This window comes from Microbacterium sp. R1 (genome assembly GCF_015159725.1).
GTDB classification, from domain to species: domain Bacteria; phylum Actinomycetota; class Actinomycetes; order Actinomycetales; family Microbacteriaceae; genus Microbacterium; species Microbacterium oxydans.
This window is the reverse complement of sequence record NZ_JADDUD010000006.1, coordinates 1-12,943: the sequence shown is the minus strand read 5'-3', so window position 1 is coordinate 12,943 and position 12,943 is coordinate 1. Positions and strand designations below refer to the sequence as shown.

Genomic DNA, 12,943 nt, shown 5'->3' with positions numbered 1-12,943 from the left:
TGGGTGTCGTGCCCGGCGTGATGGCAGACGGTCATGCTGGCGAGGCTGAAGACCTTGGTGCCGCCCTATGTCTTTTGGGAGTGGCGTGCGTGCTGGCGCTCGTCATCTCTGCCTGGCGAGCACCGTCTCGCACATGCAGCACTGGACGTGTGACGCGGAGGGTGCGAGAGACAGTCGCGCGCCAGCCGTCCCAATCACCGATGCTCACACTCACGCAACTGCGCGTTTCCCGAACCTGAATCACGATCAACTCCCTCTCATCCGTGAAAGCACGCGGATTCTCGCGCTATCAAGCGCGTTTACTGAGTTCCCAATTTGGAGTAGTCGTGACCAACCCGTTCGGGGTGGCTTCCACCACCCGCGCCACACCATCTGATCCCCAGCGAAAGTTTGAACACACGTTTCGTGCCGTCGCCGCGATGGTCGCCGTCGCCACCGTGCTTACAGTCACGGGCTGCACGTCCCAAAGTGACCTCGCTGATGCGATGAACAACGGCACCGGTTCCACCAGCGTCGACGAGCGCGTCGTCGAGATACCTGCGGACGAGCGCGGCGAGACGGTGGTATTTGCCGGCGTCGACGAGCGCGACAACCCGATCAGTAGCGGCGAATTCGCTGGCGAGGTCTACGTCGTGAACTTCTGGTATGCGGCGTGCGGGCCGTGCCGGGTCGAGGCGCCGCTGCTGGAGGAGGTGTGGCAGAGCTATCAGACCGAGGGGGTGGGTTTCATCGGGGTGAATATCTACGACCAGCCTGCCACCGCGTTGTCCTTCACGGAGGACTACGGGATCACGTACCGCAGCGTGATCGACATCGTCGACGGGAAGACGAAGCTCGCGTTTGCGGCGGTCGCCCCCATTCAGGCGACGCCGACGACTCTTGTTATGGACCGCGAGGGTAGGGTCGCCGCGCGAATCATCGGTCAGCTACCGGCCGCGTCTATCCTGTCCACCCTGATCGCAGACGCGCTGGCGGAAAGCGAATGAATGCCGAGGGGCTCATTTTCGACGGTGCGCTGTGGGTGGCTGTGCTCATCGCCATGCTGGCGGGGCTGATCTCCTTCGTCTCCCCGTGTGTGCTCCCGTTGGTGCCCGGCTACTTCGGCTACCTCGGCTCTTCCCTCTCCAGCTCGCCGACACGGACTCCCGCTTCTGGTCGTGGACGACTGTTCGGTGGGGTGGCATTGTTTGTGGCAGGGTTCACGCTCGTGTTCATGACCGTCACGGTGCTCGGTGGGGTCGCGGGGATGTTTTTCCTCGAGTACGCCAACATCCTCACTCGGGTGCTCGGAGTGGTCGTCGTCGTTCTGGGTCTGGTCTTCATCGGGGCATTCCCCCGCACGCAACGCACCCTCCGACCCCGTTTCCGCGGCAACCTAGGCCTGCTCAGCGCGCCGCTGCTGGGAATAGCGCTCGGGATCGGGTGGACGCCCTGCATCGGACCGACGCTCGCGGCGATTATGTCGGTGTCGTGGAATCTCGGGGACCCCGGCCGTGCTGCGCTGCTGGGGCTGGCGTACTCACTCGGCCTGGGCATTCCGTTTTTCCTACTCGCGCTCGGACTGGGCTGGGCCACCCGATCGGTTGCTTTCCTCCGCCGTCATATCCGGGTAGTCAACATCATTGGCGGCAGCATGCTGATCGCGCTGGGTGTGCTGATGGTCACGGGCATCTGGGGCATGCTGATGTCAGTTCTGCAGGGGGTGATGCTCAGTGTCACGCTCCCTCTCTGACCAGCTTCCTGCCGACCCCTCTCGACCCGCCGATCACATCGATCAGGAAGAGCCGGACACCGTCACGTCCCCGACGCTGGGAGCCGTCGGGTGGCTGCGGTGGGGGTGGCGGCAGCTGACCAGCATGCGCACCGCCATCCTGCTACTGCTCCTGTTGGCCATCGCATCAGTTCCCGGGTCCATTTTCCCTCAGCGCACTGCGGACCCCAACGGGGTCGTCCAATACTTCCGGGACAACCCGGACCTGGCGTCTTTCCTCGACGGCATCCAGGTGTTCGATCTGTACAACTCTGCCTGGTTCTCAGGTATCTACCTGTTGCTTTTCATCTCCTTGATCGGCTGCATCATTCCTCGCACCCGACACCATTGGAAGGCGCTCCGCTCCCGTCCACCACGCACCCCGGCGCGGCTCAGTCGGCTGGGCACCCACCTCCACGTTGACGTCCCGCCGAAAGCTGAGGACATAGGCGCGGACGCGGACGCGGCGATCACCGCCGCGACAACAGATCTGCGTCGACGCGGATACCGTGTTCAGCGGTATGACACCGCCCGCTCGTGGTCGGTGTCGGCCGAACGCGGGTACCTTCGAGAAACCGGCAACCTTCTCTTTCACGCATCTCTCGTTGGGGTGCTGGTCGCTGTGCTCGCCTCCAGCGGGTTTTCCTACACCGGGCAAAGGGTCATCGTTGAGGGGACCACCTTCGTCAACACCCTCAACGACTACTCCTCGTTCAGCCCCGGCAGGTTCGTGAACGGTACACAGCTGGACCCATACTCGCTGACCCTCGACAGCTTCGAGGTCAACTACGTGCCCTTGGGGTCTGCCGGGGCCGGCCAAGCAGGCGACTTCGCCGCCAACCTCACTATCCGTGATGCCCGCGCCGGGACAGAGGGCACGGAGAAGGTGCGCGTGAACCACCCCATCACTGTCGGCAGTGAACGGGTTTACCTGCTTGGAAATGGCTACGCACCCACCATCACCGTCAGAGATCCTGAGGGGACGATCGTGTACAGCGAGTCGCAGCCCTTCCTCCCGCAGGACTCCATGATGACCTCGCTCGGCGTCATTAAGGTGCCGGATGGGCTTGCCGAACAGATCGGGCTCATCGGGTTCTTCTACCCAACCCAAGGTGTTCTTGACTCCGGGGCGTTCACCTCGGTGTATCCCGACCTGCTGAATCCGGTCGTCACGTTTAACGTGTTCTCCGGCAGCCTCGGCATCGACGACGGCGTACCCCGGTCGGTGTACACCCTCGACACCACCGACATGACCCAGCTCACGGGCGGCGGTAGCGGCACGGAGTCGATCGAGCTCACGCCCGGGCAGACCGCAGACCTTCCCAACGGGTGGGGAACTGTCACCTTCGAGGATGCGTCCGACGGCTCGGATCCGCTGGCAGCAGTGAAGAGGTTCGCGTCGTTGGATATCAAACGTGACACGGGTGGAACATGGGTGCTCGCCTTCGCCACCCTCGCCACCCTGGGCCTAATCATCGGCCTTCTCGTTCCCCGACGGCGGGTGTTCGTCAAGGCATCCGTCGTCGGCTCCCCGGTAGCACCCTCCCTGCACCTGGAATTCGCCGGCCTCGCGCGAGGAGAGGACCCGCAGCTTCCGGACGAAATAGCCCACCTCCGCGACAACCACATGGCCCGCCGCGGAGGCTCAAGCCCACAGATGCCCCGCCGAAGGAAGCCATGATGAAGTCCTCCCGGAAAGTCACCCTCATCACAATCGCTACCGTGATCGCGCTGTCACCGGCGCGATTATCTACACGATCGCCACCCGTCCAAAAGCGTCCACAGACGACAATGCCGCCGCACTTATTGGTGCTCGCGCCAACTCGCACGTGTTGGACAGCGCTGGACCCGATCCCCCGACACTGGTGGAATTTCTCGACTTCGAATGCGAGGCCTGCGGGGCGTTCTACCCGTTCACCACGGTGATCGCACTTGGTGCGATCACCGGTTTCGCGATGGCTGGAATCAGCCATCGGCACTTCCACTCCAGCCCCCGTTCCGCCCGAGGAGAGACTGATGCCTGAACCCGAATCCCTGACCATGGACGGCATCGCTCTGCTGTTGGTGTGGACCGCAATTGCCGTATATCTGCTCGCGTTCGTCGCCTACGCAATCGACCTTGCCCAACGCTCAGTGCGCCGCGATGAGGTCCAACGGGTACCCGCGCTCGTGGCCGCCAACGGCGAAGCAAAGGCGCACGATACCGACGACGAACGCCCAACACTGAACGAAGTCCGTACCCGGCCAGGCCAGCGGCAACGTCTGCTCTGGGCGCGCATCGGCACTGTCCTGACCGGGTTCGCGTTTATCTTTCACCTCGCTGGCACTTTAGGGCGAGGGATCGCCGCAGACCGGGTCCCGTGGGCGAACATGTACGAGTTCGCCCTCACCGGTACCCTGCTGGTCGTCGCGGTCTACATGGTCGTACTCCGCCGGTACGACCTACGCTTCCTAGGCTCGTTCCTCATCGGCATGGTCGCGCTACTGCTCGGGGGAGCGACCCTTGCCTTCTACGTCGAGATAACCCCTCTGATGGATCCACTCAAGAGCGTATGGCTCGTCATCCACGTCTTCGTCGCCTCCCTCGGCACCGCCCTCTTCGCCATCTCCTGCGGACTATCAGCCACACAACTCATGCAGGCCCGACGCGAGCGACGGATCGCGGCGAAAGGCGAGGCGGCGAAGATGGCCGGGGCGGGATATCTGCGCACGCTCCCGACCGCCGAAACGCTGGAGTCCCTCGCCTATAGGTTCGCGATCGTCGGGTTCATCTTCTGGACGTTCACCTTGGTCGCCGGATCAATCTGGGCCAACGATTCCTGGGGACGATACTGGGGATTCGACACCAAGGAAGTTTGGACGTTCGTGATCTGGGTGCTGTACGCAGGCTACATCCACGCGCGGGCGACCCGCGGCTGGCGGGGCAACCCGTCGGCATGGCTGTCGATCGTCGGCTTCACCGCAGTGCTGTTCAACTTCACGATCGTGAACGTGTTCTTCAAGGGCCTGCATGCATACTCCGGCCTCAACTGACGATCAACGCCGCTTCACTAACAAAGGACGCACCGCTCCGTGTTCACAGCACTGCTAGATCCCGGCCGGCCTCCACGGTCGCAGGCGGGTACGGCTACCCTCCACCGTCGCAATAACTTCTACGTGTGGGACCCACGTTGAGGGGCGATCGTAGTCGAAGATTGGTAACCGCGTGCCTGGTTGCACTCTCGATGGCTGTCATCGACCAGGGCACGAAGGCCCTGGCGCTTGCGCAACTGAGCGAGCAAGAGCGCACTCCGCTAGTCGGTGATCTGTTCGGCATGCAGCTCGCTTTCAACCCCGGCACCATTATGTCTTTCGGCTCAAGCAGCACCTTTGTGTTCACGGTGATCGGAACCGTAGCCGTAATTGCGTTGTTCTACGCCGCATGGCGGGCGACATCCACAACGTGGGCAGTCGCCATCGGATTTGTTTGGGGTGGAGCGGCCGGGAACCTCATCGACCGCCTCTTCGCCCCTCCCGGGTTCGCCCGCGGTCACGTCACCGATTTCCTCGCCTATGGCAACCTCTTCATCGGAAATATCGCCGACGTCGCCCTCGGAATCGGTGTCGGACTCGGCATCCTCCAGATGCTCCGCAGCCGCCAACCGCAACCGTCCAGTGAACATGCAACGGAGATCTCCGCCGACGAGAAGTAACCTCGGTTTATCAAGGTGAAACGCGCATTCCGTGACATCTACGCTTATGGCACGACGTGAGGAGGAGATATGGCGGCTGTGCGCCTGATCTACAAGCGGCCCGATGGTAAGTGGGCATGGAAGCTCACATCCCAGGGCCACGTCATCGCCACCGACGGGGGACGAGGCTATAGAAACGAAGCGGATTGCCGGCGGATTGCCGACGCCGTCATCGGGGGAGCCTTTTCCGACGCTGAGACGAGAGTTCTCCGCTAGCTCACATCAGGCAGACATCCTTAGTAGCACTCAACGAGGGGTGTTCATGTTCAGTCTCGGCAGTGGCAGCGTTGATGAGGCACTCGCGGTCGGCGATCCGCTCCGATATGAATTCTTTGACGCGGCGACCACGCCGGAAACGATCGTTTCCGGCGAACTCGCGTTACACGTCACCGGACGCTCGCCGCTAACGCCCGCCGGTATCTGCTTTCGGCAGGCGTTTCCGGCGTTCAGGTAGCTGATCTGGCTGCCCTCGCTCGTCGTCTGTCGATGCGAGTTGGCGTGGTTGGTTTCGTTCCGCGCGGAGTTGTGGCTCGATCTTGGCGTGTGCTTATCGCTCGCTGCGGTCGGCTCTGACGATGGACCGCAGGACGAACCAGAATGCCGCGACGACGGCGATCGTGGGGATGACGGACCAAAAGGCGTTGGTCCAGTAGTCATTGAGATTCATCCGCGCCTCCCGGGGGGTTCACGCAGCACGAGCGCCAGTCCGACGATCGCGAGGATGAACGCTGTTTCGTAGCTTCCAAGCGTGTATGCCCAGAATGACCATTGGTCTGGGACGGTTGTGTCGATGAGGAGATGAGCTGCGATCAGTGCGACGGCGACCAGGAGGAGGATGGCCCCGCCACGTACGAGACGATCGTGACGCAGCCGCGGGGACAGGCGGCTGGTGGGCGTGACTGGTTGAGCAGGAACGTCTCGTTGTGGTCTGAGAGGAGCAGGGTACGGGTGGCGGGTCATCTGAATATGGCTCCGATGAGGTAGAAGCTCGCAAGGGCGAGAAGTAGGGCGAGGACTGTGGCGCACGCGACGAAGACGGATATGCGTCGGAAGGGATTGCGGCGGGGGACCATGGGTGGCCGTTCTGGTGGTGGCTTTCTCTACCGGGCGGGGGCGAGGATGGTTGTGTCGTCTGCTGTGATCTGGACGATGCCGCGGTCGTCGACAACGATGAAGCGTTCGTCATCGATCGCGGTGAAGGCCTGAGCGGCCCCTTGAAGCGCGTCGAGGCGTTGCCATGTTCCTTCGGTATTCTGTGACCAGAGGGCACCGTCGGTTCCGACTCCTGCGAGCGAGCCATTGGGTTTGGCGTCGAGTGTGTAGAGCAGGGGGGCGTCGGCGATGGGGGTGAAGGTGGCGCCGTTGTCGGTGCTGAGGAGCAGTCCTTCTTCTGAGGCCGCGTAGAGACCGTCGCCGTTGGCGGCGAGGTCTGCCGCGGCAAGCGTTGCGCCGCGGGTCCATTCGAGACCGTCGTCAGTGCTGATGAGCAGATCGACGCCATCGGACGCGATCCCGTAGAGAGTGCCGTCCGGTCCGGCGGTGAGGACATGGAAGTCCGTGCTGCCAGTGAGCGCGATCGGTGACCACGACTCGCCGAAGTCGTCACTGCGAATGACACCTAGGTTCGGGGAGCCGAGCTCTGCGGGTGTCTGTGTGCCCGGGTGTCCGGATGCGAAGAGGGCGTCGTCGAGGACGGTAAAGCCCATCGCATCGAAATCGTGGCCTCCGATGGGACCGGCGATCGCACCTTCGGGTGTGAGGGTGAAGAGCCCTCCGTGGGTGGCTACGAAGAGGTCCTCACCGCGGGGGTCAGCGGCAACACCGTGAATGTGTTGGATGACGGGGGGGACCGCGTTGGTGCCGGAGGCCTGCGGCACGGCGCAGCCGGTGAGGGCGACGGCTACGAGAGCGATCGCGAAAGCGGGTAGGGGCGAGTGGCGGTTCATGAGACTCCGACTTGAAGAAATGCATGCGGGTGCGCGAGCGGTACGCGAATGAGAGTCGCGACAGGGCACCAGCGCGGTGGCGTGGGTTACTGCGAGATGGCCAGTTCGGGGGTGCGGGCGAGCGCCGCACCCCCGAAGGTAGATCAGAGTGTGGCGAGGAGATCTTTCATCGTGGCGATCTCCGTGGTCTGCGCCTCGATGATCGTCTCGGCCAGAGCGACCGCGTCGCTGTTCTGGCCGTTGTCGACCTCTTCTTGGGCCATCTCGACGGCACCCTCGTGGTGCTGAATCATCTGCTCGAGGAACAGGCGGCTGGCGTCCGCACCGGTGGCATCCTCGAGAGCCTGCATGTCATCCTCCGACATCATGCCACCGCCGTGATCCATGCCCTCCATGTCGGAGGTATCAGCGCCCCACTCTTCGAGCCACTGGTCCATCTTCTGGATCTCGGGCTCCTGCGCGGCCTTGATCTCTTCCGCAAGAGCGACGACACGTTCGTCGACACCCTCCTTGCTAAGGAGCATGTCGGACATGTCGATGGCCTGGGCGTGGTGCTCTTTCATCATGCTGGCGAACATGATGTCGGCGTCGTTGGCGTCCGCGGACGCCGGGGCCGAGGTGCTGCTTTCGTGGTTCATGCCGGGCATGTCGCCGCCGGAGGTGGTACCGGCGCAGCCGGCGAGTCCAAGCACTGCGGCGAGGGTGAGTGCGGCTGTCGCCGCAAACCGGGTCTTCATGATGGGGTTCTCCAAGAGTCGATGATGGTGCCCAGCGAGAGAGGCTGGGCGAGGGCGTTACCCGCGGAAAGCGGGCGCGCCTGCCATCACGTGCGACTGATGCAGAGAACGGTGAGAGACGGAGGCCGCAGCGGATGCAGCGCATCCCGGAGATGTAGGCGGGACACGGGCGTTCCCGGGGAATGTGCGACGGTTCGCCACCAGGCGGACGGCCGGGCGAGCAGCACGACAGCGATGAGGAGCGCGAGAACGCAGGCCATCCACGCCATGCCGTGATCGTCAGAACACGTGGCGCACCCCGCCTCGTCCACCGCTGCGGCGTCGCCAGAGGCGTGTGCGGGGTGAGCATCGGCATGCGCGGGTGCGACGGCGATGGTCTCACTGTGCCCGGAGGGCATGGTGTGCGTGTTCATCGAGTGCATCGCCAGAAGCCCGAAGATCACGGAAAAGGCGACGGCGACGACGGTCAGGAGGGTGCGGGTGAGGGTGCGCTGGTCATGCACGCGCCGTGCGATCGTCATCAACACTGTCCCACCTCCCTTTCTTCCAGGGTACGTCGCCGCCGCCCATGCGCCTACTTGTCGACGACGGCGTCCGGGCTGAGGTTCAGCCGTCGCAGCAACTGCGCATTCAGCGCGACAACGATCGTGGATAGTGACATCAACACCGCACCGACCGACATCGGCAACACGAACCCGACGGGGGCGAGCACACCGGCAGCCAACGGCACCGAGAGAAGGTTGTACCCGGCGGCCCACCAGAGGTTCTGTTTCATCTTCCGGTAACTGGCCCGCGACAGCTCAATCACGGAGATCACCGATCGGGGGTCGTCGCTGGCGAGGATGACACCTGCGGAGGCGATCGCAACGTCCGTTCCTGCACCGATCGCAATCCCTACGTCTGCCTGGGCGAGGGCGGGGGCGTCGTTCACGCCGTCACCGACCATCGCGACCTTGCGGCCTTCGTTTTGCAGTTCTTTCACCTTGGAGGCTTTGTCCTCCGGACGGACCCCGGCGAAGTACCGGTCGATACCCAGCTCGCCGGCGACGGACGCGGCGACCGCATCGGCGTCACCGGTGATCATCACCACCTGCACGCCCCGTTCGTGGAGCGCATCGACCGCGTTACGCGACTCGGACCGGATCTCATCCGCCAGGCGCAGCGCGCCCGTCACCTGACCGTCAACGAGCACGTGGAGGATGATCGCACCCTCACCGCGCCACTCGTCGGCCACCGGCAGCTCGGTGGCGTGTTCTTGCTCGAGCATGTACGGGCCACCGACCTGCACGACACGTCCGTCGACACGGGCACGCACCCCCACGGCGGGGGAGGATTCAAAATCGGTCGAGCGCGGAACGGTGAGGTTCTTCTCCTTCGCTGCGTTGACGATCGCACGGGCGAGGGGGTGCTCGGAGTCCGCTTCCGCGGCCGCCGCCCACGCCAGCAGCTGATCGGCGTCGGCTCCTGTGACGGGATCAATCGCGGTCACGGCGGGGGTGCCCTTGGTGAGCGTGCCGGTCTTGTCGAACAGGATCGTGTCGACGGTGCGCATGCTCTCCAGGGCGAGCCGATCCTTGATCAGCACGCCCCCTCGGGCGGCGCGTTCGGTCGCGATCGACACGACCAGTGGGATCGCGAGACCCAGCGCGTGCGGGCAGGCGATCACCAGCACCGTGATGGTGCGGATCACCGCCGCGTCGGGTTGGCCGACGAGAGTCCAGACAATCGCGGTGATCGCGGCAGCGCCGAGCGCGAACCAGAACAGCCACCCCGCTGCCTTATCCGCGAGTCGTTGCGCCCGCGACGATGAACTCTGCGCCTCCGTGACCAGCTTCTGGATACCCGCGAGAGCGGTGTCCTCGCCGATAGCGGTGATCTCTACCCGCACCCCGGAGTCGGTGGCGACCGTGCCGGCAATCACCGGATCACCATCGCTGCGGCGAACCGGGCGGGATTCGCCGGTGATCATTGACTCGTCCATGCTGGCCGAGCCCTGCACGATCCGCCCATCCGCGGGGACCCGCCCGCCGGGGCGCACCACAACGACATCCCCCACCTGCAGATCAGCCGGTGCGACGGTGACGGTGGTGTCTCCGTCGACCTTCTCCGCCTCGTCGGGCAGCAATGCGGCGAGGGAGTCCAATGCCGACGTCGTCTGGGCGAGCGAGCGCATCTCGATCCAGTGACCGAGCAGCATGATCACGATCAGGAGCGCCAGCTCCCACCAGAAGTCCAGCTCGTGGTGCAGCAGCCCGATGCTCGCCCCCCACGAGGCGAGGAACGCCACGGTGATCGCGAGGGCGATCAGCAGCATCATCCCCGGTTTGCGGGCACGGAGTTCGCTCACGGCGCCGGTGAGGAACGGTGCCCCGCCCCACACGTACATGACCGTTCCAAGAACCGGCGACACCCACGCGACCCACGCCGCGTCCGGCAGCGAGTACCCCAGGATCATCGAGAACATCATGGAGAGCCCGACCACCGGCACGGCGAGGAGCAGCATGATCCAGAACAGGCGCCGGAACTGCCCCACATGATCCCCGTGGCCGCTATGCCCGCTGTGACCCTCGTGGCCATCGTGGCCACCGTGCCCGGTGCGTTCGTGCGGTGCAGCCGGTTCGGGGCTCATCGCCGCGTGGTCGTGCTCCGTTGTGGCGGCCGCCGTGTGGTTGTGGTGCGCGGTGTGATCGGTGTGTTCGTCGTGCTGGCTCATCGGGGACTCCTTGCTCAGGTGCGCCCGGGGTAAGCCGGACGCCGACAGATGCAACTCAGGGCTGGCTGGTTGCGAGGGCGTAGCCGGCCTCTTCCACCGCACTCTTCACGGCAGCGGGGTCGACCGGGGTGGTGCTGTGGATCGTCACCCGGGAGGTGCCGCCCGCGTTCAGATCCACGGTGACGGATTCGACGCCTTCGACAGCGCCCAGTTCCTCAGTGACGCTCGACGCACAATGCGAGCACGTCATCCCGTTGACAAGCACCTCCGCCGTCACCGCGGCATCAACAGGCGCCGATGTCTCCGTGTTCGATGGGACAGCGCAGCATGCGCAACCAGCGTTCGCGTCCTTCAGCCCGAGCTCAATGCGATCAGTCATGGTGTTCTCCTTCAGTTAGACAGACGTGTGGTCATGAACGAACCAGGCGAGCAATCGCTTCGTTAGCCTCACGGACCTTCTCGGCCGCGACCTCCCCACCCTCCGCACTCGCTTCCGCGACACAGTGGCTCAGGTGATCACTGAGCAGTGACAACGCCACCGTCTCGAGGGCCTTCGTCGCCGCAGAGACCTGCGTGAGGATGTCGATGCAGTACTTGTCCTCATCAACCATCCGGGAGATCCCCCGCACCTGGCCTTCGACGCGATTCAACCGCTTGCGCAGGTCGTCCTTGCTTCCGTCGTACCCGTTCATGCCTCGAGCATACCCCCTGGGGGTATCTAACTCAATGTTTTCGCTTCTATTCCCGCTAGGCGAACGTGGTCGCCGACTCTGTTCAGCTCACAGGCTGATCTGCGCAGCGCGGCGGCATATCAATACCGGGTTACCAGACCCCAGCGGGGTATTCAAGGGCCTCAGTGCGCGGGCGATGCGAGCGTACTTTCGTGGCTCACGAAAGGAGTTCTCTCATGACCGTCACCGAAGAAATGCTCAGCACGTATCCGAAAGATCTGGGCGGAATTGATCAGAAGAAGCTCGTCGACTGCATCGACGCGTGTCTCGCGTGCGCGCAAGCCTGCACCGCATGTGCCGACGCTTGCCTCAGCGAGGACATGGTTGCTGACCTAATCAAGTGCATTCGCGCGAACCAGGACTGTGCAGACCTTTGCATAACCACCGCCCGGATCCTCTCCCGTCGCACCGGGCACGACGCCAGCGTCACCCGTGCCGCGCTCGAAGCTTGCCGAGCGGCGTGCCTGAGCTGTGCTAACGAATGTGAACAGCACACCATGCACGAACACTGCACGATCTGCGCTGAAGCATGCCGACGCTGCGAACAGGCGTGCGTTGCACTGCTGGAGTCGCTATGACAAGCCAGCACGCCGACAACGGTTCACGCCCGCCGGCCGGCCACTCCCAGGGGAAGAATCAGGGCGGGATGTCGAGCTACCTTAAGCTCGCCGTCTCGCTATCGCTCAGCTTCGTTGTGATGTACTTCCTCACGTTTGCGATGATCAACGTCCTGGACGATCTCTTCCTCAACATCAGCAACCTCTACATGGCACTGATGATGGTCTTCCCCATGGGCATCATCATGGTCATCGTCATGTGGAAGATGTTCCCGAACAAGGCCGCGAACATCAGCTTGCTCGTAGGTTTCGCCGCGCTTTTCCTTGTCGCCTTCTTCATGGGACGCTCGGAAGCGTTCGTCGGTAACGACCAGTTCCTCCGTTCCATGATCCCGCATCACTCTCGAGCGATTCTGGTGTGTGAGCAATCAGACATCAGCGACCCGGAGATCCAAGATATCTGTGAGCAGATCATCTCGTCACAGCAGGAAGAGATCGACCAGATGAATGAGATTCTCGACCGTCTCGACGATTAGTGGGGCGTCGGCACCACCCTTGCGACAAGTGGACCGGCTACCGCGCTCATGACGAGCGGACCGGATCACCGCCGTCGACAGGGTCCGGGTCGACCAGGCAACCTTACGCCTCAGCCTTACGCGAGAGCTGCCGAAAACGATCGTTTTCGGTGACCAGCGTGCTGAACGAGTGGCAGGCTCGGAGAGTAAGCCGAACGGGGACAGATAATAGGTACGAGCTTGAGCCAAGCTGTGTCGGCCAG

At 63.6% G+C, this 12,943-nt stretch carries 14 protein-coding genes; 8 read left to right on the top strand and 6 right to left on the bottom strand.

The genetic code is table 11. The annotated features are described in order from the left end of the window. The first annotated feature begins 326 nt into the window (after window positions 1-326). The 6 genes from ILP86_RS18105 (at window position 327) to ILP86_RS18080 (ending at window position 5,935) form a co-directional block, all read left to right on the top strand. On the top strand, window positions 327-986 hold the full coding sequence (locus ILP86_RS18105; protein WP_308431974.1) for a TlpA disulfide reductase family protein: 660 nt from the start codon (window positions 327-329) through the stop codon (window positions 984-986). Then, on the top strand, window positions 983-1,732 hold the full coding sequence (locus ILP86_RS18100; protein WP_058631446.1) for a cytochrome c biogenesis CcdA family protein: 750 nt from the start codon (window positions 983-985) through the stop codon (window positions 1,730-1,732). Before ILP86_RS18105 ends, ILP86_RS18100 begins: the two co-directional genes overlap by 4 nt. A gap of 124 nt (window positions 1,733-1,856) precedes the next feature. Continuing rightward, complete coding sequence (locus tag ILP86_RS18095) at window positions 1,857-3,431, top strand: cytochrome c biogenesis protein ResB (protein WP_307861169.1); 1,575 nt, start codon at window positions 1,857-1,859, stop codon at window positions 3,429-3,431. A gap of 335 nt (window positions 3,432-3,766) precedes the next feature. After that, on the top strand, window positions 3,767-4,783 hold the full coding sequence (gene ccsB / locus ILP86_RS18090; RefSeq protein ID WP_058631444.1) for a c-type cytochrome biogenesis protein CcsB: 1,017 nt from the start codon (window positions 3,767-3,769) through the stop codon (window positions 4,781-4,783). A gap of 191 nt (window positions 4,784-4,974) precedes the next feature. Continuing rightward, window positions 4,975-5,442, top strand: a complete 468-nt coding sequence (locus ILP86_RS18085; protein WP_058631443.1) for a signal peptidase II — start codon at window positions 4,975-4,977, stop codon at window positions 5,440-5,442. Between the two features lie 301 nt (window positions 5,443-5,743). Beyond that, complete coding sequence (locus ILP86_RS18080; protein ID WP_136054584.1) at window positions 5,744-5,935, top strand: hypothetical protein; 192 nt, start codon at window positions 5,744-5,746, stop codon at window positions 5,933-5,935. A 646-nt stretch (window positions 5,936-6,581) separates the two neighbouring features. Here the strand turns inward: ILP86_RS18080 and ILP86_RS18075 are convergent. The 6 genes from ILP86_RS18075 to ILP86_RS18050 form a co-directional block, all read right to left on the bottom strand. Continuing rightward, window positions 6,582-7,427: a F510_1955 family glycosylhydrolase gene (locus tag ILP86_RS18075; protein WP_058631439.1), complete on the bottom strand. Its 846-nt coding sequence runs from the start codon at window positions 7,425-7,427 to the stop codon at window positions 6,582-6,584. 143 nt (window positions 7,428-7,570) lie between these two features. Then, the gene (locus tag ILP86_RS18070) at window positions 7,571-8,164 is read right to left on the bottom strand and encodes a DUF305 domain-containing protein (protein WP_058631438.1); all 594 of its coding nucleotides are present in this window, start codon (window positions 8,162-8,164) and stop codon (window positions 7,571-7,573) included. Between the two features lie 86 nt (window positions 8,165-8,250). Continuing rightward, window positions 8,251-8,685, bottom strand: a complete 435-nt coding sequence (locus ILP86_RS18065) for a DUF6153 family protein (RefSeq protein ID WP_058631437.1) — start codon at window positions 8,683-8,685, stop codon at window positions 8,251-8,253. A 53-nt stretch (window positions 8,686-8,738) separates the two neighbouring features. Next, a complete protein-coding gene (locus tag ILP86_RS18060) occupies window positions 8,739-10,877 on the bottom strand; it encodes a heavy metal translocating P-type ATPase (protein ID WP_193752183.1) in 2,139 nt (712 codons plus the stop codon). Between the two features lie 55 nt (window positions 10,878-10,932). Continuing rightward, window positions 10,933-11,256 carry a heavy-metal-associated domain-containing protein gene (locus ILP86_RS18055; protein ID WP_058631435.1) on the bottom strand — a complete coding sequence of 108 codons (324 nt, stop codon included), beginning with the start codon at window positions 11,254-11,256 and terminating at the stop codon, window positions 10,933-10,935. Between the two features lie 31 nt (window positions 11,257-11,287). Then, window positions 11,288-11,569, bottom strand: coding sequence for a metal-sensitive transcriptional regulator (locus tag ILP86_RS18050; RefSeq protein WP_058631434.1), 282 nt, complete (start codon window positions 11,567-11,569; stop codon window positions 11,288-11,290). 215 nt (window positions 11,570-11,784) lie between these two features. Between ILP86_RS18050 and ILP86_RS18045 the strand changes: the two genes are divergently transcribed. Together ILP86_RS18045 and ILP86_RS18040 are read left to right on the top strand one after the other, a co-directional pair. After that, window positions 11,785-12,186 (top strand): hypothetical protein, encoded by a 402-nt coding sequence (locus ILP86_RS18045; RefSeq protein ID WP_058631433.1) that lies wholly within the window; start codon window positions 11,785-11,787, stop codon window positions 12,184-12,186. Then, window positions 12,183-12,701: a DUF305 domain-containing protein gene (locus tag ILP86_RS18040; RefSeq protein WP_227751394.1), complete on the top strand. Its 519-nt coding sequence runs from the start codon at window positions 12,183-12,185 to the stop codon at window positions 12,699-12,701. The genes ILP86_RS18045 and ILP86_RS18040 overlap by 4 nt, the downstream gene beginning before the upstream one ends. The last annotated feature ends 242 nt before the right edge of the window (window positions 12,702-12,943 follow it).

Bases quoted from the DNA above. Each gene is read 5' to 3' on its own strand.
- ILP86_RS18100 (WP_058631446.1), top strand. From the start codon at position 983: ATGAATGCCGAGGGGCTCATTTTCGACGGTGCGCTGTGGGTGGCTGTG.
- ILP86_RS18095 (WP_307861169.1), top strand. From the start codon at position 1,857: ATGCGCACCGCCATCCTGCTACTGCTCCTGTTGGCCATCGCATCAGTT.
- ccsB (WP_058631444.1), top strand. From the start codon at position 3,767: ATGCCTGAACCCGAATCCCTGACCATGGACGGCATCGCTCTGCTGTTG.
- ILP86_RS18085 (WP_058631443.1), top strand. From the start codon at position 4,975: ATGGCTGTCATCGACCAGGGCACGAAGGCCCTGGCGCTTGCGCAACTG.
- ILP86_RS18080 (WP_136054584.1), top strand. From the start codon at position 5,744: ATGTTCAGTCTCGGCAGTGGCAGCGTTGATGAGGCACTCGCGGTCGGC.
- ILP86_RS18075 (WP_058631439.1), bottom strand. From the start codon at position 7,427: ATGAACCGCCACTCGCCCCTACCCGCTTTCGCGATCGCTCTCGTAGCC.
- ILP86_RS18070 (WP_058631438.1), bottom strand. From the start codon at position 8,164: ATGAAGACCCGGTTTGCGGCGACAGCCGCACTCACCCTCGCCGCAGTG.
- ILP86_RS18065 (WP_058631437.1), bottom strand. From the start codon at position 8,685: ATGACGATCGCACGGCGCGTGCATGACCAGCGCACCCTCACCCGCACC.
- ILP86_RS18060 (WP_193752183.1), bottom strand. From the start codon at position 10,877: ATGAGCCAGCACGACGAACACACCGATCACACCGCGCACCACAACCAC.
- ILP86_RS18055 (WP_058631435.1), bottom strand. From the start codon at position 11,256: ATGACTGATCGCATTGAGCTCGGGCTGAAGGACGCGAACGCTGGTTGC.
- ILP86_RS18050 (WP_058631434.1), bottom strand. From the start codon at position 11,569: ATGAACGGGTACGACGGAAGCAAGGACGACCTGCGCAAGCGGTTGAAT.
- ILP86_RS18045 (WP_058631433.1), top strand. From the start codon at position 11,785: ATGACCGTCACCGAAGAAATGCTCAGCACGTATCCGAAAGATCTGGGC.
- ILP86_RS18040 (WP_227751394.1), top strand. From the start codon at position 12,183: ATGACAAGCCAGCACGCCGACAACGGTTCACGCCCGCCGGCCGGCCAC.